This window comes from Desulfobacterales bacterium, from assembly GCA_034003325.1.
Classification (GTDB): Bacteria; Desulfobacterota; Desulfobacteria; order Desulfobacterales; family JAFDDL01; genus JAVEYW01.
Genome location: JAVEYW010000012.1, coordinates 1 through 22406 on the forward strand (window position 1 = coordinate 1; position 22406 = coordinate 22406).

Annotated in this window: 14 protein-coding genes; 10 read left to right on the plus strand and 4 right to left on the minus strand. The window is 50.9% G+C overall.

Annotated elements, in window-relative coordinates; translation table 11 throughout:
- The first annotated feature begins 22 nt into the window (after positions 1–22).
- Complete coding sequence (locus RBT11_13445; protein MDX9787782.1) at positions 23–166, plus strand: universal stress protein; 144 nt, start codon at positions 23–25, stop codon at positions 164–166.
- Positions 167–629: 463 nt separating this feature from the next.
- Here RBT11_13445 and RBT11_13450 read toward each other — a convergent pair whose 3' ends face one another.
- The gene (locus RBT11_13450; protein ID MDX9787783.1) at positions 630–3785 is read right to left on the minus strand and encodes a sigma-54 dependent transcriptional regulator; all 3156 of its coding nucleotides are present in this window, start codon (positions 3783–3785) and stop codon (positions 630–632) included.
- A gap of 468 nt (positions 3786–4253) precedes the next feature.
- Between RBT11_13450 and RBT11_13455 the strand changes: the two genes are divergently transcribed.
- From RBT11_13455 to RBT11_13495, 9 genes are all read left to right on the plus strand, one after another.
- Positions 4254–5504: an MFS transporter gene (locus RBT11_13455; GenBank protein MDX9787784.1), complete on the plus strand. Its 1251-nt coding sequence runs from the start codon at positions 4254–4256 to the stop codon at positions 5502–5504.
- Between the two features lie 341 nt (positions 5505–5845).
- Positions 5846–7396 carry a DUF1302 family protein gene (locus RBT11_13460; GenBank protein MDX9787785.1) on the plus strand — a complete coding sequence of 517 codons (1551 nt, stop codon included), beginning with the start codon at positions 5846–5848 and terminating at the stop codon, positions 7394–7396.
- Between the two features lie 220 nt (positions 7397–7616).
- On the plus strand, positions 7617–8987 hold the full coding sequence (locus RBT11_13465) for a DUF1329 domain-containing protein (GenBank protein ID MDX9787786.1): 1371 nt from the start codon (positions 7617–7619) through the stop codon (positions 8985–8987).
- Between the two features lie 107 nt (positions 8988–9094).
- Entirely contained in the window at positions 9095–10270 is a 1176-nt protein-coding gene (locus RBT11_13470; protein ID MDX9787787.1) for a YCF48-related protein, read from the plus strand.
- Positions 10271–12670 carry an MMPL family transporter gene (locus RBT11_13475; protein MDX9787788.1) on the plus strand — a complete coding sequence of 800 codons (2400 nt, stop codon included), beginning with the start codon at positions 10271–10273 and terminating at the stop codon, positions 12668–12670. It begins immediately after the preceding gene.
- 48 nt (positions 12671–12718) lie between these two features.
- Positions 12719–14266 (plus strand): AMP-binding protein, encoded by a 1548-nt coding sequence (locus tag RBT11_13480; GenBank protein ID MDX9787789.1) that lies wholly within the window; start codon positions 12719–12721, stop codon positions 14264–14266.
- Between the two features lie 217 nt (positions 14267–14483).
- A complete protein-coding gene (locus RBT11_13485; GenBank protein MDX9787790.1) occupies positions 14484–14948 on the plus strand; it encodes a hypothetical protein in 465 nt (154 codons plus the stop codon).
- Positions 14949–14966: 18 nt separating this feature from the next.
- On the plus strand, positions 14967–16103 hold the full coding sequence (locus RBT11_13490; GenBank protein ID MDX9787791.1) for an acyl-CoA dehydrogenase family protein: 1137 nt from the start codon (positions 14967–14969) through the stop codon (positions 16101–16103).
- A 174-nt stretch (positions 16104–16277) separates the two neighbouring features.
- A complete protein-coding gene (locus RBT11_13495; GenBank protein MDX9787792.1) occupies positions 16278–17684 on the plus strand; it encodes an FAD-dependent oxidoreductase in 1407 nt (468 codons plus the stop codon).
- A 548-nt stretch (positions 17685–18232) separates the two neighbouring features.
- On the opposite strand, the gene RBT11_13500 is transcribed toward RBT11_13495, so the two are convergent.
- Genes RBT11_13500 through RBT11_13510 form a run of 3 tightly spaced genes read right to left on the minus strand, consistent with a single transcriptional unit; the run spans position 18233 to position 22012 of the window.
- Positions 18233–20551 (minus strand): xanthine dehydrogenase family protein molybdopterin-binding subunit, encoded by a 2319-nt coding sequence (locus RBT11_13500; protein MDX9787793.1) that lies wholly within the window; start codon positions 20549–20551, stop codon positions 18233–18235.
- On the minus strand, positions 20520–21014 hold the full coding sequence (locus RBT11_13505; GenBank protein ID MDX9787794.1) for a (2Fe-2S)-binding protein: 495 nt from the start codon (positions 21012–21014) through the stop codon (positions 20520–20522). The genes RBT11_13500 and RBT11_13505 overlap by 32 nt, the downstream gene beginning before the upstream one ends.
- Complete coding sequence (locus RBT11_13510) at positions 21011–22012, minus strand: xanthine dehydrogenase family protein subunit M (GenBank protein ID MDX9787795.1); 1002 nt, start codon at positions 22010–22012, stop codon at positions 21011–21013. The genes RBT11_13505 and RBT11_13510 overlap by 4 nt, the downstream gene beginning before the upstream one ends.
- Between the last annotated feature and the right edge of the window lie 394 nt (positions 22013–22406).

Below are 22406 nucleotides of genomic sequence, written 5' to 3' on the forward strand. Positions count from 1 at the left end.
CGGCAATACGCCCGGAGTGGACATGGTCGAGTTCGCCCGGGAAAACCACATCGATATGATCGTCATCGGCATTCGGCGGCGCTCGAAGCTGGATAAACTGCTTTTTGGCTCCAACGCCCAATACATCATTGTCAAGGCGCATTGCCCCGTGCTTTGTGTCAGGTAAAAAAAACGTTACCTCGGCAAAACGTTCTCTGTCGCGAAGGTGGGAATTCTGCGGTTCTATCGGAACCCGGATTCCCGCCTTCAGCGTGAATGAATCGCATGACGAAGTTTCAAACGATTATCTCGGACACATTTTATTAGGGACACCGAATTTTTTGATATACCGTTTATGCAATGCGCATTGTAACTGCTTAGTAGCCAGGAGACAGAATCCAGAATCCAGAATCCAGAATAAAAACAACTGAAAGCAGCCGGATTAATCTAGTTGAATGAAGATTCCGGCGGTTAGAGCATTATTCTGAATTCTGAATTCCTGAGTAGTTACTGCGCATTTTCGAATTATCGTCGGCATTGTAGGGGCGAACCTGTGTGTTCGCCCTTCGTAATCAGGGCGAACACACAGGTTCGCCCCTACGGGGTTGCGGGCAATAGTCAGCGTTAGGTATTGGCATTTTCTGATTCCCTCAAGATGCCTCAAGATGGTCCTTGCCGTGCTCGCTATCGAGCATTCCCAATTTTTTCATTCGTGAATAGAGTGTACCGCGGTTCAACCCGAGTATTTCGGCGGCGCCTTTAGGGCCGCCGATTCGTCCGCCGGTTGTTTCCAGTACATAGGCGATGTATCGCTGTTGTAATTCGGTCATTGTCGGCATGTCTTCAAAGGAGGTTGTCTGATGGCCAATGGGTGCCACGGTTAATTGAAACTCCAAGTGGTCGTCGCCCGACAGCAGGGCGCCTCTTTCAATGATATTTTTTAGTTCTCGAATGTTTCCCGGCCAGGGGTAGGTGAGCAAGGCCGAAGCTTCGACGGGGGTGATGGGGGGCAATGAACGTTTAAGACGTTTGCACGAGATTTCCAGAAAGTATCGCGCCAAAGGAAGAATGTCCTCTCTTCTTTCCCGCAAGGGGGGGATTTGTAATGGAAGGACATTGAGACGGTAAAAAAGATCTTCCCGAAATCGACCGGCGCGAACTTCCTGCGTCAGGTCTCGATTGGTGGCGGCGATCAATCGAAAATCGCATTGGTGAACCCGACTGCCGCCGACCCGGGTAAACGTTTTTTCTTCCAGAACCCGCAGCAACTTTGCCTGAATTGAAAGCGGCAACTCGCCGATCTCATCCAAAAAAAGGGTTCCGCCGCCGGCCAGTTCAACGCGGCCGGGTTTTTGACGGTCCGCACCGGTGAAGGCGCCTTTTTCATGCCCGAAAAGTTCACTTTCCATGAGATTTTCGGCGATGGTTGTCGAATCGATAATAATATAGGGGCCGTCATGACGCGGGCTGTTTTTATGAACCAGCCGCGCAATCACTTCTTTTCCCACCCCGGTTTCTCCCTGTATCAGAATAGGATAATCCGCATTGGCGATGCGTTTGGCCTTTTTTAACACCTCAATGAAAACCGGACTTTGTCCGATAACGGTTTCGGTTACGGCGCTTCCCGGGTCGGTTGTTTTATCGTGTATTCGGGTGGCTTTTCTTTGCGTGTTCAGGCAGTATTCCCATATCCGGCGGCATAGGCCCTCAAGATAAGCGCCTATAATGTGCAACGTGTGATCATTCAAATAATCAAAGCAGTCCGCAACAGCGGAACTCTCGAGATAGAGTACGCCTTGACGATTCTCCTCGAGATGGAATGGAAAGCGTAGAATTCGAATCTTCTTGGAAAAATTCGTTGAATCTATTTCCGCCGAAATCATCTTAACCACGGGACGATTGCCGCGGACGGTTTCTATGATCGCTTTTGACCGCGGCTTGAAATTTTCGGAGGCGGTCTCGATTTCAGTCAGGTTGACGGCGCCCAGAAGTTGCAGTTGATCCTTTTTCCGGTTTCCTTCAAACAAAAAAAAGCCGCTGCGCTCGGCGCTGAAAAACCAATTGGTGGCCGTTACCAGCCGGCCAAGCAGCACTTTCAGGTCGGTGGCGGGGAAGATTCTTTCCATTATCTCGGAACATCGGTTCAGAATTACTTCCGGAGACACAAAACTTTTGAGAAACGGCGCTTTTGAAACATTTTCGATAAGATGCTGAAGATCATCGGGGAAAATGTGCTCCGCGTAGGTGGGCAGGTTACGCCATGCTTCTCGCGCGTAGGCTTGGGCCTTATCCCGATTTCCGATTGACAACTCCAGACGAGCCATCTCTATCTGCGTTTTGGATAATTCAGCCTTAAACTCTGAGTGTTTATAATACTTTATGCTGTCTATAAGGTAACGCTGAATTTGATCGACCGGCCCTTTTCTTATTGCCACGCGCCTGGCAAGAATGCGCATGACCCAGCCTTTGGCGGGAAGCGTCGGTCCGGCCATGATGGATTCAACCACGATATCCAGTTTGCAATCGGGCAGCGGCCTGATATTATGGTGTTCGAATTCAAGCAGCATTTCCGCTATCCAGGGAAAGTGGGCATGTAACGGGACAAGCCCTGCTCGGGTGCCTTCATTCAGGGCTTTTAGAAGTAAATTTCGGGCCTCCGGCAAGTTGCCGATTAAAAACTGGTGATACGATAAAAACAGCTTGGCCCAGAATAATGCGAGCATATTGCCTTGTTCCGCAGCAATATTTTGTGCGATGGACAGATGCGCGATTGCTTCTTTTTCTTTTTGGTGCCTCAGCAGAATATAGCCCAAAACAGTCCTTAGGATAACGGCCGCCCCCGGCTGTTTTTTCCCCTCTGCTTTTTGGTGAAAAACATCCAGTATCGTAAAGGCGCGATCGAACTGATAAAAGGGCAAGGCCGACAAACTGAAGAATGCGGGGGCAAATGGATTAACGAGGTCGTTTTCTGCCAGGCGGGTTTGCGCCACGATGGTTTCAAAATAGGCAAGGGCTTTTTTATATTCACCTTGAATAAACCAATAGAGCCCCATAAAGGAGCCCGTTTGGGAGAGAATATCATCGTCGCCAAGGGCTTCCGCGGCCAGTTTGCCGGCTGAAAGCGCCTTAAATGCGTCGGTGGGGTTGCCTGAAAGAAAAAGAAAACGACCGATGTTCATGTTTATGAGCGCTTGCGAGCGTTTGTCACCAAGTTTTTCGGTAATGACGCTCGCATTCTGAAGCAGCGTCAGTATGGGCTGAAAACTTTTTCCATTGGCCAAACACAGGTCGGAAACATCCAGAACCATCGTAATAAGCTGATTATCCAGTTTGGTTCGGCTCGAAAGGTGACGCCGGTTTTCTACAAGAGGCATCAAGGAATTGAGCGCCGAGGTCACATCCTGCGCTAAAATGGCCTTTTCGGCGGAAGCCAATTGAATAGAGGCCGCCTCTTCCACTCGTTGCGCTTGCAACAGCAATTTAACCATAATGGTTGCGTCGAGTTGATCCAGCAAGCTTAAGTTGGACAATTGATCCAAAATTTCGGAAACCCGACCAGCGGTATTGATTGCTTTCAGCTTTGCGGAGACGGTTGAGGGAAGGTTCGGCGAGAGCGAAAAGATACTCCCGTCCGTTTGTTCAAGAATATGAAGTTGGGTGCCGCGTCGAATCAGGTCAAATAAGGGAACTGCCGGTAACGGAACCAAGGTGCCGACAATGTCGATCGGAACAGGCGTTTCGAGCGCTTCGAGCACGGCCAGGAAGTCCCATTGGGCCGGTGAGAAGCCGGGTAACTCGGATGTCATGATTGCTCCTGTCTTCAAGGTTTCTTTTAAAACATCAGCGTGTTGATATTTCAATACCAGTCGGGTTCTTCGATGTTGAAGGTTATTTGCGGGTAGTTGTTTGCGCCGACGGAATGGTTGTGCAAGAACCGTTTAGATTTCCCTTACCTTAAAAAAAAATCCAAATCAAGAACAGCTTAAATATAAACAGTGCCTGTTTATATATCTGCATGGCAGCGGAAGGCACCGGACGAATATATATGGTTAATTTTTTAATAACAAGGTGATAGGCCATTTTATTTTAGATGGTACAAATATTGCTATGTTCTATTTTTAATTGTCGCCAAGGGAGCACGCTGCTCGCGTGAAAGGGGTGCCGACAGGGGCGAGAAGATGGATAAACCGGCAATATTCTTACAGACCGGAAGGTTTTTTAACGGATTCACTTGCCACATTTTTAACCGCTTAACAAGATTGGGGGAGGTGTCAGTGGGAAGCAACAAGCAGTCCAATATCAATCACTACCTTGTGGTGGCCACCGGAATAGCGTTGTGTATGGGCCCATCGGCGCTGGCGTTCAGCTGTGCCGGCATTTTTTACACCCCCGTCAGTACGGCGCTGGGTGTCGGCAAGGGGACCTTTGCCGTTTACATGACGGTCCTGTGTTTTACGATGTTTTTTGCATTGTCATTTGCGGGCAAAATTCTGGCGGCAAAGGATGCGAGAGCCGTATTATCCACGGCCGTGCTCCTTGTCGGTGGCGGGCTCTTTGCCATGGGATTTTTCAATGCCGTGTGGCAATTTTACATTGCGGGCGCCTTCATCGGTTTCGGGGAATCCATCCTCCTCTACCTTGCCGTGCCGACACTCATCAATCGATGGTTCAAGCAGCGGGTCGGTTTCTTTGTCGGCCTGTGTATGGCGTTCACCGGCGTCGGAGGGGTGCTTTTCAATCCGTTGGGGGATTATCTCATCACGACCCATGGGTGGCAGATGGGTTATCGGGTGTTTGGTATTTTAGCCATTGCCATTGCGCTGCCGTTCACCCTCTTTGCGATTCGAAGCTTCCCCAAGGACAAGGGGCTGCTTCCCTATGGCGATAACGGCCAAGACCACTTGACGGCCGCACCCGTCGTTATGGGCGTTTCTGCGTCCAAGGCGTTCAAGTCCGGTCCCTTCTTCGCGACGGCGGCTTTTGCCGGGCTGGTGGGCTTTAATTCCGTTATCTATCAATTTTTGCCCTCCTATGCGAGTTCTCTGCCGCTTGCCGCAACGGTTGTCGGGCTTGCCGGTCTGCTGGCTTCGGCGGCGATGGCCGGCCAGGCTCTGGGTAAAGTCGGCCTTGGTACCATCGCCGACAAGAGTATCATGGGCGGCATGTGGACAGCCCTCATCTGTGGTGCGGCCGGTCTGGTGCTTCTCTGGTTTGTGCCCACATCTGTTGCCATCGTTCTGATCGCCGGTTTTCTGTTCGGCCCCTTTTACGCCTGCGCGGTGGTTCAGGTGCCGCTGATGGCCCGGTCCATTTTCGGTGTGCGCGAGTACAGCCAGATTTATTCGCGCATTTCAATGTTTTCTGCTCTCATGGCGGCTTTCGGCGCAACCATCTGGGGCTACCTGATCGACTGGACAGGATTTCGCATTCTGTTCATTTTAGGACTTATCGTTTTGGCCTGCACCGCCCTGGTCGGTGTTTATGCGCTGGGAGCGGGCAAGAAGCTTGAGCAGACTGCGGAATAGCCCCTGAATAAAATTTGCCTGAGTTACCCTTGTTCGTTCTTGGGCCGATGGGGTGAACCAAAAAACGCTTAAATAAAAACAATGGTTGCTGAAATATCAGCGTTTAAAACAGGCGACAGGCGGTATCAAAAAGCTGATTGCTTAAATAAACAAATAGATAAAAAAGGTACATGGGTTTGGTCCAAAATTTGCAATGAATAAAATCAATTTTTCAGCGCACAGTCTGTTTTATCGAAAATGCCGAGGAGCCCAACCTTAGGGCATTGGCGTGGAAAGGAGGCGTTTATTCCGCTGTAAGTAACCACAACCAACCTGTTACCACAAAAAATTAGGAGGAAAAGATGGTGAAAAGAAAGAAATCGATGTCCGCACAGTTCTGGAGGAGGGGGGTCAAATTCGTGATGGTGGCGATGTGCAGCCTTGCGCTCACCGGCATGTCGGCGACATTGTCCCAAGCATTTGAAGTAGAAATGTCGCCGGATTCCAAACTCAATATTAAAACCACCTTGAATTATGGAATATCCTACCGCGCGACAGAGCCGGATTCGTTCAATCTCAGAAATATCAACGGCGATGACGGGAATCGCAACTTTGACGAGGGGACGCTCACATCCAATAGAGGCTCGATATCCACCGAGGTCGCCTACACCTTTAAAAATTTTCTTTTTTACACAGCCGTATACGGGTTTTACGATCAAGCGTATACGCAGGACAATGACAACGATTCTCCCTCGACCAACAACAATTTCGTCGGTGGCAGACTCTCCGAGCACGATGAGTTTGACGATGATACCCGGGAAATTCATGGAAGAGGGGTCAACCTTCGCGATCTATATGTTTCGGGCGATTTTTTCATCGCCGATCGGAACCTGATGGTCCGCGTCGGAAAACAGGTGGTTACCTGGGGTGAGGCGCTTGCAACCTTCGGCGCTATCGGCAATGCCATGAGCTACGCCGACGTGACACAGGTCAATGTGCCCGGTTTTGAGCTGAAGGACGTTTATCTGCCCAGTGGGCAGGCGCTGATGCAAATGGATCTTTTCGCGGATTTCAGCGTTGCCGCCTATTATCAATGGGAATATAAAAAGAATGTTCTGGATGCGGCCGGTTCTTTTTTCAGCACTTCGGACTTAACGGATAAGGGGGGACATTATTATCTAGGGGGTCCGGATCGGGTGCTGTTCACCCGCGTTCACGATGATGAGCCGGACGACAGCGGCCAATGGGGCGCCAACCTGCGATACCTGGCCAGAGGCCTTAACTATACCGAATTTAATTTGTGCTATATCAATTATCATGAAAAATTTCCGATGTTCGTAGCCAATCCGGCCGCCGGTACCTATCATCTTGCCTATGCCGAGGATGTCAAACTCATCGGCTTTAGCTTCGGCACCTTGATCGGAGAGACCAATATCGGTGGTGAAATTGCCTATCGGCAAGATCTTCCGGTTTCGGTGGTCGGATCGAAATACGAGGAATTCGATGTGGTCCAGTACCTGGTGAATGTCTATCAATCCTACGGGCCCTTTCTGTTTGTCGATCAGACACTGTTATTGTTAGAGGGCGGCTATAATACGGTTATGGATGCGCACAACCTGGCAAACGACACGGACGCCATGGGGTACCTGGCCAAAGTTACTTTCAAATTTAATAATATTTTAAAAGGGTATGATATGGAAGTGCCGGTTACCTGGAAGCATAAGGTCAAGGGCAAATCATCTCTTGCCGGCACCTTTACGGAAAGGCAGCACGAATTGGCCATCGGATTTGATTTTACGTACAATTTGGACATGAAATTCGGCTTCAGCTATACGGAATTTCTGGGGGATGCCGAAGATTATGCCAAGGCTGACAGAGATTATTTCGCTGCCTATGTAAAATATACATTCTAATCCGGCGAGGCCGGATTGCTGGGAAGCTGGGATGCCGGGATGCAAAAAAAGGCATCTCCCACCTTCTGTGAAGATACACGCCAAAGCGTGCATGTTTCTGATAAAATACCTAATCGTCCAAGGGAACGGCTGAGAGCTTACAGCTAAAAGGCCAGCGAAGCTGGATGAAGTGAAACCGTTTGGCATTCAATGTTTTTCCATAATTTTTACGGAGGTAAAAATGAATAAAAGGATACTGCTTGTTTTTTGTTTTTTCATCGGTGTGATATTAGCGGCCGCACCGGTTGCGATGGCCAAGGTGACCGCGGAAGAAGCGGCTACGCTGAAAACCACCCTGACGCCGTTCGGTGCGGAGCGGGCCGGCAACGAAGCGGGAACAATCCCCGCGTGGGATGGGGGAATGACCACGCCGCCGGCCGGTTATCAAGGACCCGGCAGCCGATATGTGGACCCGTATGAGGGTGATAAGATACTTTTCAGTATCAATGCGGGCAATATGGATCAATACGCGGATCAGTTGAACGCCGGGCTTAAGGCGCTCCTGAAGAAATATCCGGATACGTTCAGAATTGATGTTTATCCGAGTCATCGCCCCCATGCCATGCCCGAGTACGTCTATGAGAACACCTATAAAAACGCCCTTCAGGCCGAGCTTTCGGAGGACGAGTTGAATCCGAAAGGCGCTTATGGCGGCATTCCTTTTCCGATTCCCAAATCCGGCGCTGAAGTCCATTGGAACCACACCTGCAGATATCAGAGTCAAGCTAAGGTCTATAGCTACTCGGCTTATCTCATTCAACCCGACGGACAGGTGGTGCTTTCCAGCGGTTCACGAGTGAATGAGCAGTGGCCGTATTATTATAAGGAAGGCAGCGCGGAAACCTTTAAAGGCGATTTCTGGTATTTTTCATCACAGTATTTGCTGCCGGCAAGAAGAAAAGGTGAGTTGTTGCTGGTGCGCGATCCGCTGAATGAGTCCCAGGAAAACCGGAGGGCGTGGCAGTATCTGACCGGGCAACGCCGGGTTCGAATGGCGCCCACGGTCGCCCATGACACCCCGAACCCCGCGTTCAGCGGTACGGTGGCCTATGATCAATCCAATATATTCAACGGTTCCATGGAAAAATACGACTGGAAACTCGTTGGGAAAAAAGAGATGATCATTCCCTACAACACCTACCGATCCATGGCCAAAGTGGCGCCGACCACGAAGTACAAAAAGGGGCACATTTCGCCGGAATATCTTCGTTTTGAGCTGCACCGGGTATGGGTGGTGGAAGCAACCGTAAAGCCGGGCGCCCGGCAAAGTTACGCTAAGCGGGTTATTCAATACGATGAGGACAGTTGGGCAGCCATTACCCAGGATGTGTATGATGCCCGGGGCAATCTCTGGCGCACGGATTTGTTACCAAGTGCGCACGCTTACGAGATTCCGGGAGTCCAGATCTTTATGAATCTGCATTTTGATCTGCCCAGCGGTATCTCTTCGGTCAATTATGATTATTCAGATTATGACAATATGCCTATTTTCGATCAGCGGGAAGATGAATCATACTTTCTGCCGGATCAGATGAGACGTATGGGACAGTAATTCCAAGCTTGCTCTCTCGCGAAGGATTTTTTCTCTTTTGCGAGAGAGCGGCGTTGTTTTTATACCAAGTTGGATAACATTATTCGAATCATTCAGAAGAGGGCACCATGACCCAGTCTACTCGTTTTGCCGTAACGCCCCTTAACCGGCGTTGGTTGCTTTTTATTGCGGTATTCGTGTTCGTTCTTTCCGGTTCCGTTCCAATTTACGCGGTAACGGATTTGTTGCATCGACCGGCTATGAAAACCGGCAAGGCTGTTTCATCGATGCTGACGGATGTGGCCAATACCGGTACCCGTCTCGTCGCCGTGGGAGAACGCGGGCACATTTTGTATTCCGATGACAAGGGAATCAACTGGCAGCAGGCCGAGGTGCCCACGAGTCTGACCTTGACGGCGGTGTATTTTCCCTCTGCTCAGAAAGGCTGGGCCGTCGGGCATGACGGCGTTGTCCTGCACTCGGAGGACGGCGGCCTGAATTGGACGCGACAACTGGATGGAATGGCATTGATCGAGGCCGGGTTAACCCTGGCAAAATCGCTGGTAGCGGAAAAAGAAGCGGCCCTGGCTGCCGCCGATCCGGAAAATCAAACGGCCTTATCTTCTGAATTGGATGCGCTGCGGTTTACGATGGAAGATTTTCAGCGTTCCTTCGATGAAAAAATTTGCTGTGAGCCGCTTATGGACGTGTGGTTTAAAAACGACATGGAAGGGTTTGTCGTTGGCGCCTATGGGCAAATTGGCCGCACGGTGGATGGGGGCAAGACCTGGCAGGCCTGTTGGGATAGAATTGATAATCCGGATCGAAATCACTTGAATTCCATTTGTGCCGGTGCAAAGGGCTCCATTTTTATCGCGGGCGAATTCGGAAGCATATTTCGCTCGTTGGATGAGGGGGCGCATTTTGAAAAGCTATCGTCCTCCTCCTATGACGGCAGCTTCTTCGGCATCGTGGCTTATCCCAATGATCCCTTTGTGATAGCCTACGGGCTCGGCGGCAATATCGTTCACTCCACGGATCTGGGCGAAACCTGGCGGCATTTAGAAACGGAAACCGGCGGCACGATTGGCGGCGCGACCGTGTGTTCCGATGGAACGCTCATCATGGTATCCTATTCCGGCGTGATTCTGATCGGATCCGGGGAAACCGCCACGTTTACGCAACAAAAAGTCGGCGCCGGATGGATCGGCGTGGCCGATGCCTTGGACGGCAATGCGGTGATGGTGGGAATGAGGGGGGCTCAACGGTTACCTATAGGCGATTATAAGCAAGGGGACAAATAAATGGCGGCAAAAGACAAAACAAAAACGGTTTTGAATTCGAAGAATGAAAAGATACCCTTATTGGAGCTGATCGTTTTTAAAAATCGTCCGGTAATGCTGATCGTTTTCATTTTGGTGACGTTTTTTCTGGGATATAAAGCGACGGGCCTTCATCTGGATGCCAGTTTTGAAAAAATGATTCCGACCAAACATCCTTATATTGCCAATTATTTGGCTCACAAGGAAGACCTGAAAGGGTTCGGCAATGCCGTCAGAATCGCGGTGGAAACGACCCAGGGAGATATTTTTACGCCCGAGTTTCAGGAGATTCTGCGTAACATTACGGATGAAATATTTTTTATTCCCGGCGTGGAGCGCTCCGCCATCGAATCCCTCTGGACGCCCAATACCCGGTGGATAGAAGTGACCGAAGAGGGCTTTGAGGGCGGCGCCGTCATTCCGGACACCTATGACGGCTCACCGGACAGCATTGCGTTGCTGAAGGAAAATGTGTTCAAGGCCAGAATCATCGGAAGATTGGTGGCCAACGATTTCAAATCCGCCGTCGTCAACGTGCCCCTGATGGAAATCAACCCCGATACGGGGCAGCCGCTCAGCTACAAGGAGTTTTCAGGCCGGCTTGAAGAGCTGGTTCGTGAAAAATATCAAAGCGATACCATTAAAATACACATTGTCGGGTTTGCCAAGGTAATGGGGGATATGCTGGACGCCACCGACAAGATCGCCATTTTCTTTGGTGTCACCATATTGATCACCACCATCATTTTATTCGGTTATACCCGATGTGTTCGCAGTACCCTTTTATTGATCGGCTGTTCCATCATAGCCGCCGTGTGGCAGTTGGGGACGCTGAAAGTGTTCAATCTGGCGCTGGACCCTTACTCGATGCTGGTTCCCTTTTTAATATTCGCTATCGGGGTGAGCCACGGCGTCCAGATTATTTCCGGCGTTCATCGTGAGACCGCCAATGGTGCGGATAAACTTCAAGCGGCCCGATTGACGTTTCGGCAACTGTATAAACCGGGGCTTACCGCGCTGATAACCGACGGCATCGGGTTTGCCACGATGGCGATTATTCAGATCACGGTCATTCAACAACTGGCGATAGGCGCCAGTATCGGCGTGGTGATCCTCATTGCCACCAATCTGGCCATGTTGCCGATTCTTGTTTCCTACACCGGGGTTCGGCGTTCAGAAACCGAAAAACTGATAGGATCCGGCATTTCGATTAAAGGCTTTGTCTGGTCTACACTGGCGAAAATGACCGGGAAAAAGGCGTCAGTGGTTGCGGTTTTGGTGGCGGTAGGGTTATTCGCGCTTGGAATCATCGGCGGCAAGAATTTAAAAATCGGCGATCTTGATCCCGGTGCGCCGGAGCTCAGGCCGAATTCCCGGTATAATCTGGATAATGCGTTCATGGTGGCAAACTATTCCGCGAGTTCCGATCTTTTTGTCGTCATGGTGAAAACGCCCGAGGAGCAGAACAGTGATTACAATAACCTGGTTGCCATGGAAGCGCTTCAGTGGCAATTGGAACAGCTTCCGGGGGTGCAGGCGACCAGTTCTATTGCGGATGCGGTGAAAATGCTCCTGACCGGGTTTAATGAGGGAAATCTAAAATGGAAGGGATTGACGTCCAATCAACGGACACTGAACGCCGTGGCCATCAAAGCGCCCCCGAGCGCCAGCAATCGCGCGGGCACGAATTCTCCGATCGTAATCTACCTGAAAGATCATAAGGCGGAAACCCTTCAAGCCGTGGTCGACCTGGTGGAGGAATTTTCTTCCAAAAACAATACGGAAACATCGAAGTTTCTGATGGCTGCCGGCAGTTCGGGAATTGAAGCGGCGACCAATATTGTCATCAGTAAAGCCCAATATGTCATGCTGTTCTGGGTTTACGGCATCGTGGCGGTGCTTTGCGTGATTACCTTTCGGTCGATCGGGTCGGTGGTCGCCATCATTTTGCCGTTGATGCTGACCTCGGTGCTCTGCCAAGTGGTGATGGTTTGGTTGGGCATCGGCGTCAAGGTGGCAACGCTTCCGGTCATTGCGCTGGGCGTGGGCATCGGGGTGGACTACGGCATCTATATTTACAGCAAGATGCAGTATGGCCTAAGCGAGGGCCTTTCCCTTTTCGATGCTTATGAAAAGACCATGCGAATTACCGGTAAGGCGGTTATTCTGATCGGCTTCATGCTGGCCGTCGGTGTGGCCACATGGGCGTTTTCACCCATCAAATTTCAAGCGGACATGGGCATACTGCTCACCTTCATGTTTTTCGTGAACATGATCGGCGCCATTGTCCTGCTGCCGGCCCTGGCCGGTCTGATGGAACGGGCTCGCCGAATTTTTGCCGGAAAACGGGAACAGGCGCTCGACGTTCGGGCGGCAGGTTAACCGCTGGAATGAATAGTTGATCCGATAGGATCAGGGAGGCAGTTTATTATGTGGATTTATCCGGAAATCAAAACACTGGCGGACGTGCCCACTTATTACGCCAAACAGAAGGGTGGCGAAAAGGTTTTTTTGCTGGCCGACCGATCGATTACCTATAAGGAATGGGAGCGGGAAAGCAATCGTATCGCCAACGCCCTCATAGAGAGAAAGATTCCCAGATATTCGCGAATCAGTTTTATCGGCAAGAACTCCGAATACTTTTTTTATATCTGGTTCGGCGTGATGAAGGCGGGGCAAGCGTTTCTTCCGCTGAATTGGCGGCTTGCGCCCGCTGAACTGGCTGCGGTCGTCAAGGATGCGGGCATTCCCCTGGTATTTGCGACTTATGAGTATAAGGAAACGATTGAGAAGATAAAAGAGAGTTGCGATCACGAATTTGAGGTGGTTTTTTTCAATTCAGAGGACAGGCGTTCCACGGCGCTTGAAAATTGGATCGGATCCGTTGATGACGGCAGGCCGCAAGTCAACATACAGTTGGAGGACACGTCCATTCAGTTATACACCTCGGGAACAACCGGTATGCCAAAAGGCGTTGAGCTGACTTTCGGGTCCCACACCTTCTGGTTCCTCAAGTTGGACCTGGAGCCTTCATTGTCCTTTTGGGAGTCGGACGTCATGCTGTTCGTTGCGCCCAATTTCCATCTGCTGGCGCTTAACTACGGTATGGCGGCCTTATATAACGGCAGTAAACTGTCCGTTGTGCCGGAGGTGAGAATCGAATTGATGATCGAGGCCATTCGGCGGGACAAGGTGTCGGCGCTGGCGCTGGCGCCTATCATGATCGAAAGCCTGCTGAACGCCCCCAACCGCCAACCGTATGATTTTGACTCGTTGCGATTTATTCTCTACGCGGGGTCTTCCATCAGCCCGGATTTGCTGGCGCGGGCCGTTAAAGAGATGAAATGCGATTTTCTGCAGTTTTACGGCTCAACGGAAAGCGGCGGCGGGTTTACCCTGTTGCCGCCCGAAGACCATAACAAGGTGGAGAAGCTAAAATCCTGCGGTCGGGCTCTACCCTACGTTGAAATAAAGACGATTGATATTAACGGGCGGGAAACTGGGGTCGGAAAACCCGGTGAGGTCGTGGCAAGAGTACCCACGATATTCAAACAATATTTCAAGCAACCGGAGTTGACCGCGGAGGTGCTGAAAGACGGCTGGTACCATACGGGTGACGTGGCGTATCGCGACGAGGCGGGATATTATTATATCGTCGATCGAACCAAGGATATGATTATCTCCGGTGGCGAAAACATTTACTCCATCGAAGTGGAACAAGCGTTGCTAAAACATTCGGCCGTCCAGAATGCGGCGGTTATCGGTGTGCCGCATGAAAAGTGGGGGGAAGCGGTCAAGGCCCTGGTGATACTGAGGGAAGGGGAAAGCGCGACGGCGGATGAGCTGCTGACCCATTGCCGGAGTCTGATCGCCGGCTATAAGATACCAAAATCAATCGAGTTCGTGGATAGTTTTCCCTTGTCTCCAGCGGGGAAAATTTTGAAGACCGCACTTCGTAAAGTACACGGCAGTGTATGAAGCAAGGATAAACCGGTTGGTGAGCATTACCGGTTTGTTAATGAAAACAACATGCTGGCGTCGCGGTCACCGTAGGGGCGGACCTATGTGTCCGCCCTGGTTTGGCGGGGAGCGTGCACCATGATTCACGGGGGCAGACACACAGGTCTGCCCCTACAACGGCAATTGGCGCACGCAACGTTCAGGACCCTATAGAGGAAAATGAAGGGAATTAAAGATGAAAGGTTTTAGAGCCCAGTGGATTCGTTCCTTAGTATTGATAATGATCTGTGCTTTTTTTGTATTGCATACCGGTCTGTTGAATGCCGCACAGTGTTTCATTGTCAGAATCGCCAAAGAGTCCGTCGGCGGAGAGCACCGAATTTATCTCTACCCGAGTGAATTGAAAGTGCCAAAAGATAGTTGTGTGATCTGGGTCAGTTGGATTGAAAAAGAAAATGTGAGCATCAATTTTGATGAAAATTCCAAATCCTGCATTCTTGCGACCGAGTCCGCATCCGGTTTTATCGAGGCTGAAGGGTGTTTTCTCACCGATTTTTTGACATACGGCAAGACAGTCAGTTTGAATTTCAAGGAAGCCGGAACCTTTTCTTATAAATTGGAGGTGTTGGAAAAATCAGCCAAACCCGAAGAGGGTCCGCGCAGAAGAATCGTGAGGGAGGGAAAAGTGGTTGTTGAATAAACAAGGAGGATTAGCAACGTGTTGAAAAGAAGTATTTATAACGAAGATCATGCGCTTTTTCGGGATAGTGTAAGAGAATTTTTTAAACGGGAGATGGTTCCGAATCTTGATAAGTGGGAGAAAAACGGTATTGTTGATCGTGAATTCTGGCTTGCTTGCGGTGCGCAAGGGTACCTGCTGCCGGATATTCCGGAAGAATACGGCGGTGGGGGGCTTGATTTTAAAATCAATGCGATTATCGGGGAAGAACAGGCATTTGTCGGTTCATGTAGTCCGGCTTTCAGTAATCACAGCGATATTGTCGCCCATTATGTGAACAATTACGGCACCGAAGCGGTCAAACGGCAATGGTTACCCAAAATGGCCACCGGCGAAGCCATCGGCAGCATCTGTATGACGGAGCCGGACACGGGAAGCGATTTAAAAGCGATTAAAACGAAAGCAACGCGCACCAGCGGCGGTTACCTGTTGAATGGTTCCAAAACGTTTATCACCAACGGGTTGAGCAGCGATTTCGGCGTCGTAGCCGCGCGAACCGGCTCGGGCAGGGGCGCGGATACAATCTCTTTATTTGTTTGTGACGCCTCGGCCGAAGGCTACACAAAAGGGCGGAAACTCGAGAAGATCGGGAATAAATCGGTGGATACCATCGAGCTGTTTTTTGATAATCTCTTTGTTCCGGCAGAAAATCTGCTGGGGGAGGAAGGCCGCGGGTTTGCGTATATGATGCAGGAATTGCCTCAGGAGCGGTTAACCATCGCGGTTTCCTGTCAGGCGGCCGCTCAGCATGCCTATGACATTACAGTCCCCTACGTCAAAGAGCGAAAAGCCTTTGGCAGACCCATTATCGATTTTCAAAACACGCGCTTTGTGCTGGCGGACATTAAAAGCAAGCTTCAGGTCGGCTGGGCGCATTTGGACGCCTGCATTCAAGCGGTGGTGGATAAAAAATTAACCGTTCACCAAGCGGCGGCCGCCAAACTCTGGCATACCGAGCTGCGCAGCAACGTCGTGGATAGCTGCTTGCAACTGTTCGGCGGGTACGGTTATATTGAAGAGTACGAAATTGCCCGGTTATGGCGGGATGCGCGGGTGATGAGACTTTACGGCGGCACCTCCGAGATATTGAAAGAATTGATCGGCAGATCCATTTAAGCGTGGCCTAATCCGGCAAAGCCGGATGCTGGGATGCTGGAATGCTGGGATGCATAAAGCCATCTTTCACCTTCGGCGAATATGCGCGCAAAAGCGTGCATGTTTCTGGTAAAGGGCCTAAGAATCACAAAACTATCAGTATGTATAGTAATAAGTATTTTTAAGGAGAATAAAATGGCGAAGAAATGTGATGTAATTATTATCGGTGCCGGGATCGGCGGGCTGGCGGCAGGCGCGGCATTGGCTTCAAGGGGGAAAAACGTAACGGTTCTTGAAAAGGCGCCGATTGTCGGTGGCAGGGCTACGTCTTTTCCGCTGAAAGGGATTTTAACCGAATACGGATTTCACGGCCTGTCCGCGGGCGGCCATGCGGTGAAACTGCTGGACCTGGTCGGACAGAGTATTCCCCTGCAGACGCTCGACCCCAATTTCGTTCTTTTTCGGAACAAGAAATTCCATGAAGTGCCCGGTGAGATCGATGATTTTGCCACCTGGGACTACATTCCGGCAGGAGACCGGCCGGAGCTGATCGACACCTTGCGTTTGGTGGAAAAGATGAGCTTTGACGAGATGGAGGAGTGGGATTATATCGGTTTTGGCGACTGGCTGAAAGATCATACCAGCAGCCTGGATGTGCAGGACTTCATCGCGCAGATGGGCAATATTTATATCACCGAAGAGTTTAATTCCAATCTTTCCGCCGGTGAAGTGCTCCGGTGCCTGAAGCTGGCCCTGAAGGAAAAGGCATGGTCCGTGTATCCGAAGGACGGTCCCTTGAACCTGATCAACGAGGCCTTTGCCAAGGCGGTTACCGCCGGTGGCGGTGAGGTGTTGCTGAACAGCGTGGCGCGTGAAATCACCGTGCGCAAAGAGGCGGTGACCGGTGTGATCGCAGAGAGCAAGGACGGCGTCTTGAAGCTCGAAGCGCCCATCGTGATCAGCAACATGCCGGTGTGGGATATTTTCCGGCTGATTCCACGGGACTTTTTCCCCAGATGGTTTGTGGATAAGGCGCGTTTTTTAGAAGAGCACAGCCAGTTGGCGGCACGGGCCAGCGCCGGCATCACCTGCATCAGCAAGAAACCGCTGATGTCTTATAAGACGGCGGTGCTGGTTCCCTGTATGGAAGAGGTCAACAGCACGGGCGCCAGCTACGTGAGATGGCTCAGCGAACCCACCAACTGGGTGCCGAGCATTGCGCCCCAGGGCCAGCACCTCTTTCAGTACGGCCCGGTATGGCCGCGCTGGTACGTGGATTTGCTTCGAGAGCGAAAATCCATCTACGATAAGGAGATTCGAAGCTTCTGGCGGGAGATCAAGACCATGTTCCCCGATTTCAAGGATGAGGACATCATCTGGAAGGGGGACGGCGTGATTCTGGCGACGGACACGAGCATGGCCTTTCCGGGCAACGCCTGGAAGCAACGGCTGGACGTCAGGGCGCCGAATGTGGCCGGACTCTACAACGTGGGCGATACCGTACGCGGCTGGGGCGTCGCCATGGATACCGCGGTATCGTCGGCAGTCCTTTGCGCGCAGAAGATCCTCAAAACAAAATTGATCGACCTGGAAGAGTTTTAGTACCGCATTGCGGTTTCAGTAACTTATAACAACAGGCTCTTTTATCAAAATCTTCCCGTAGCGGGATAAAGATAAAAGAGCCTGTTTTGCTACATATCCGGTAACTGCTCAGTAGTCAGGGAGCAGAATCCAGAATTCAGAATAAAAACAACTGAAAGCAGGAAGATTTTTACGGTATTCCCTGAGAAACCTAAGTTTGGATTCAATCACATCGGGGTCAGGCATCTCAAGTTGCTCCGACGAAGATCAAAACAGCGTTCGGACGGTGTGCCGTACACACATCGCACGGCAATATCGACATCGCTGTCTGTTCGCGCGGTTCCCGATGCCGTTGAGCCGAAAAGGTATATCGCTTCAATAGCGTCAAAACTTTCAAAAATTGGGTGCAACGCCTGCTGCATTTGGGTATAGGTTGTGCTTGTGTCTCGATAATAATCCACTAAATTCGAATATTATAAGATATGGCGGTTGTCAAACGCTTTATCTCTCTTATACGGAGAGGGGCATGGCCGGGTTGCTGAACAAACCAACGCGGTTATTCCTGGAATTTATTCTTTCATAGCGCGCTTGTTCGGGTTCTTTTTTTGTCGAAGTGCCCGCAATACGGCTTCCGGAGTAATCGGGAATTCCGTTATGGGGTAACCGATGGCGTTGCTGACAGCGCCGGCTATGGCGCCCGGAACCGCCATGATGGGTCCCTCTCCCACTTCTTTGGCGCCGAAAGGTCCATACGGGTCAATGGTTTCCACGATAATACGCTCTATTTCCGGCACCTCAAAGGGCCTTGGCAGCTTATATTCAAGAAAGGAGGGGTTCAACACGAGCCCTTTTTCCTGAATCCGCTGCTCATGAAGGGTCTGTCCCATGCCGCTAAACACCTGACCATCTATTTGGCCTTCCACCGCCAACGGGTTCAGTGCGCGGCCCACGTCATGGGCCACGGTCATTTTGATCAGCCGGACCGTGCCCGTTTCGGGATCCACCTCGACCTCGGCAATCTGGGCGCCAAAAGAAAATGCCGGTGTCGCCGCCAGGGTTCCCACCATACCGGAAGGGGAGGGCGGGTTGTAAAAGCCCTTTCCCATCACATATCTGCCCTCCTGCGAATGCAGTGCGTCATGCACCACGCTGTCGAACGATAACGGCTTTTCGGGCGCTTTCTTGGCGTAGACCAGCCTGTTCCGGAAACAGAGTGAAGACATGTTGACGCCCAGTTTTTTGGAAGCGATTCGGGCCAGTTGTTTCCGCGCATCCAGACAGGCGGCCTTTACGGCGTTTCCCGTGACGAGGGTTCCCCGTTGGCTGAATGCCCCGATGTCAAGTGGAACCACATCGGTGTCCCCGGAAACGACCGTCACGTCTTCCGGAAAAATTCCCAATGTTTCCGCTGCGATCATGGCCATAACGGTATGCGATCCCTGCCCCATGTCGGGTATTCCGGTCAAAAGAGTCGCCTTCCCGTCTTCTTCGATTTTGATGATAGCGGCGGAGGTATCATGATCCAATGTCACCTTTCCACCGGAGTTGATTCCCCCGCATCCGATACCGATGCCATGAAAGGGCTGAAGCTTTCCATATTTTTTCTTCCAGGCGGAATGCTTTGCAACTTTTTCGATGCACGTTTTTAACCCGCAGCTTGCATAGTGAATATTGCCGATGGTCTTATCCCCTTTTTCCACTGCATTTTTGAGCCTCATGGCCACGGGGTCCAATCCGAGATGTTGCCCGATCAGGTCCATCTCGCTTTCAAGCGCCGCCCGAACGCCGAGTGCGCTGGCGCCGTGATGCATATTCCGCGGCGGATGATTGGTATACACGACGTTGGCCCGAAATCGCATGCCATCCACTTTATAAAACGCGGTCCCGGTGTATATTTCAGTAAATCTTCGAAGCAGTTGAACGAGAACAGGTTCCAGGTACGCGCCGCACTCAATCAGCAGCTCGCCCTCGATTGCCTTCAAGGTGCCGTCCTTCATGGCCCCGGTGCGGGCGCTGAAACGTTGCTCTCCGCCGCCTTTGTAAACAATGAATTCTTCATCCGCTGTGCAACGGATCTTTACGGGTCTTGATGATTTTCTGGAAAGAATCGCCGCTATGAAATGGTGGTTTCTGGCGCCGACCCGGCCGGAAAAGGCGCCGCCCGTGTGAAGGCTGAGCACCCGGACGTTGCTCTCTGAAATTCCCAAAGCATTCGTCATGTCTTGTTGCACAATAAGCGGGGATTGATTGGGTGTCCATATTTCCAGTTTTCCCGAAACCGAATGGTCGGCAATCACGACGTGATGTTCCGCATAACAATTGTGGCACGGCTTCACCGTGTATTCGCCTTTTCTGATATATTCGGCTTCGGAAAAGGCCCGGTCCGTATCGCCATAGTCAATCGCAATCGACTTGGCGCGGTTGCCTGCTTTTCCCGCATGAATCAGCGGCGCCCCTTCCGCAATGGCGTCGTCAATGCTGAAAACTGCTTTTAACGGCTCATATTCTATCCGCACCAGCTCTGCCGCTTCGCAGGCCGTATCTTCATCCATCGCCGCGATCGCTACGATCTCCTGCCCGATATAATTCACTGTCATGTCATTACAGAGCAACGGCTCACCGCTGCGCATCGAAATGCCCACGGCATCCTTGGGCGTAATCACCGCCTTGACGCCCATCAGTCGCTCGGCGCGCGATGTGTCGATCCTGCGTATTTTCCCCCTTGGTACCGAACTCCTGATAATTTTACCATGAAGCATGCCCGGCAAGACCATATCATCGGTAAATTGCGCTCGTCCGGTCGCTTTTTGAGGCCCATCCTGCTTCGGCACTCTTTTTCCGACGACACTATATTTTTCATGATTTTTGACCACGATTTTCTCCTTCATGGCATTGTACAACCTTTTTAACGGCCTCCACCGTTTTGATATGCCCTGTGCATCGGCAAAAGTTGCCGGACAAAGCCTCCCGTATCTCATTGTCATCGGGGTTGGGCGTTTCATCCAACAATGCTTTGACGGTCACGATAATTCCAGGCGTACAAAAGCCACATTGCACCGCGCCGTTTTCGATGAAGGACTGTTGAATGGGATGCAACCCGTTATTCCCGGCACCGATTGCTTCTATCGTCGTGATGGAACACGCCTCGCATTCAACAGCCAGTGTCAGACAGGAAAGAACGGCCTGCCCATTCAGGATAACACTACATGCGCCGCAAGTTCCGATGCCGCAGGCTTTTTTCGTGCCCATAAGTCCCAACTCATCCCTCAGTACCTCAACCAGTGTCTGCCAGGGGTTTACGGCCACTTCATGCTGTTCGCCGTTGATGGTGAGCGTGATCAGTTTTTTCAATTTCCGGCCTTCCTTTCATTAGCCTTGAGGCAATCCACTGCCCGTTTTACCAGCACTTCGACGATTCGCCTTTTGGTGCCCGCCGAGGTGAAAAGATTGGTCACCGGTCCGAGCTCGGACCGGGCGATCTTGCCTGCTCCTGAAACGGATGTTCCCTCAAATCCGAATGTCATCAAGTGATCCGCCGCTTTATTGAGCCGCACAGGCGCAGAAGTAACCGAGTTGACGACGATAGCAACCTCGGTAATCTGTTGGCCCTTGTTCTTGATCGATACACTGATGTTGCCGGTGGCGAAATCCAGTCCCTTTCGATCGCTGACTTTGATGAAGACCGTCCGCCTTGACAGAGCGCTCTGCGGCACGAGCACGGATGTCAGAATTTCATCGGGCGCCAATACCGTATGGGCCGCCCCATTGTCGCGGTAAAACTCCCTTAGCGGCATCACTCTTTCCCGCTTTTTGTTCATGACATGAACTTGTGCATTGAGCGCCATCAGTACCGGCGCCGTATCGGAATAATTGACGGCATGGCAGCGCTTCGCGCCCGGCATGGCGTGGCACACAGTCCCCTGGGTCCTATGGCAAGGGCCTAAAGCCTCTCGCCATAGCCTTGACTGATTAAAGTACCAGCATCTGGGAGGAAGACAGATATTGCCGCCGATACAGGCCATATTTCGAATATGTTTGGAGGCAATGGAACGGACCGCTTCGTGAAGGGCGGGAAGTTTCTCGGAAACGATCGGATTCCGGGCGATATCGGAGAGTGTTGCGCCCGCTCCTATTTTCACGTTTCCTTCCCCGTCCTCGTCGATAGATTGAAGGTCCGCTATGCTTTTGATGCTTAAAATTCTGTTGGGGCGAACAGTCCCGTACTTCATATTGACCAGAAGATCCGTTCCGCCAGCCAAAATCATCACCTCTTCGCCATATTGCTCCAGTATGTCCAAACATTGTTCAAGTGAAGACGCTTTTTCATATTCAAAATGGGGAAGGCGCATAATAGCATGTCCTTTAGATCGTTCGTGTGTTTAAGCGCTGCCGTGCCAATCACAGTTATTTTTCAGTGTTAATCACCAATAATCAGCAATATATATGCCATATGATTAAAGTTGATATTATTTATTGTTTTTATAAGAAAAAAAAATAGAGGAGGAGCGGGCGAATGTTGTTATTTCAGCGTTTTCCGTTTTTATTTTAACAGGTCGGGTTTCGCCATTTTTAAAGACAACAAAAAAAAAATCTAAGCCTGCCTTCTCCGGCAAGTGGGATGATAGGTCAAAAAGTGATTAAATAAAAGCGGTTGATTGAAGATATATCAGCATCCTATCATGGTGCGACCACCTGTCTATAAGATTTAGTAATATAAAAACATTATGTTAGCAAAAATAAAGG

Bases quoted from the DNA above. Each gene is read 5' to 3' on its own strand.
- RBT11_13445 (MDX9787782.1), top strand. From the start codon at position 23: ATGGTCGAGTTCGCCCGGGAAAACCACATCGATATGATCGTCATCGGC.
- RBT11_13450 (MDX9787783.1), bottom strand. From the start codon at position 3,785: ATGACATCCGAGTTACCCGGCTTCTCACCGGCCCAATGGGACTTCCTG.
- RBT11_13460 (MDX9787785.1), top strand. From the start codon at position 5,846: ATGGTGAAAAGAAAGAAATCGATGTCCGCACAGTTCTGGAGGAGGGGG.
- RBT11_13465 (MDX9787786.1), top strand. From the start codon at position 7,617: ATGAATAAAAGGATACTGCTTGTTTTTTGTTTTTTCATCGGTGTGATA.
- RBT11_13470 (MDX9787787.1), top strand. From the start codon at position 9,095: ATGACCCAGTCTACTCGTTTTGCCGTAACGCCCCTTAACCGGCGTTGG.
- RBT11_13475 (MDX9787788.1), top strand. From the start codon at position 10,271: ATGGCGGCAAAAGACAAAACAAAAACGGTTTTGAATTCGAAGAATGAA.
- RBT11_13480 (MDX9787789.1), top strand. From the start codon at position 12,719: ATGTGGATTTATCCGGAAATCAAAACACTGGCGGACGTGCCCACTTAT.
- RBT11_13485 (MDX9787790.1), top strand. From the start codon at position 14,484: ATGAAAGGTTTTAGAGCCCAGTGGATTCGTTCCTTAGTATTGATAATG.
- RBT11_13495 (MDX9787792.1), top strand. From the start codon at position 16,278: ATGGCGAAGAAATGTGATGTAATTATTATCGGTGCCGGGATCGGCGGG.
- RBT11_13500 (MDX9787793.1), bottom strand. From the start codon at position 20,551: ATGAAGGAGAAAATCGTGGTCAAAAATCATGAAAAATATAGTGTCGTC.
- RBT11_13510 (MDX9787795.1), bottom strand. From the start codon at position 22,012: ATGCGCCTTCCCCATTTTGAATATGAAAAAGCGTCTTCACTTGAACAA.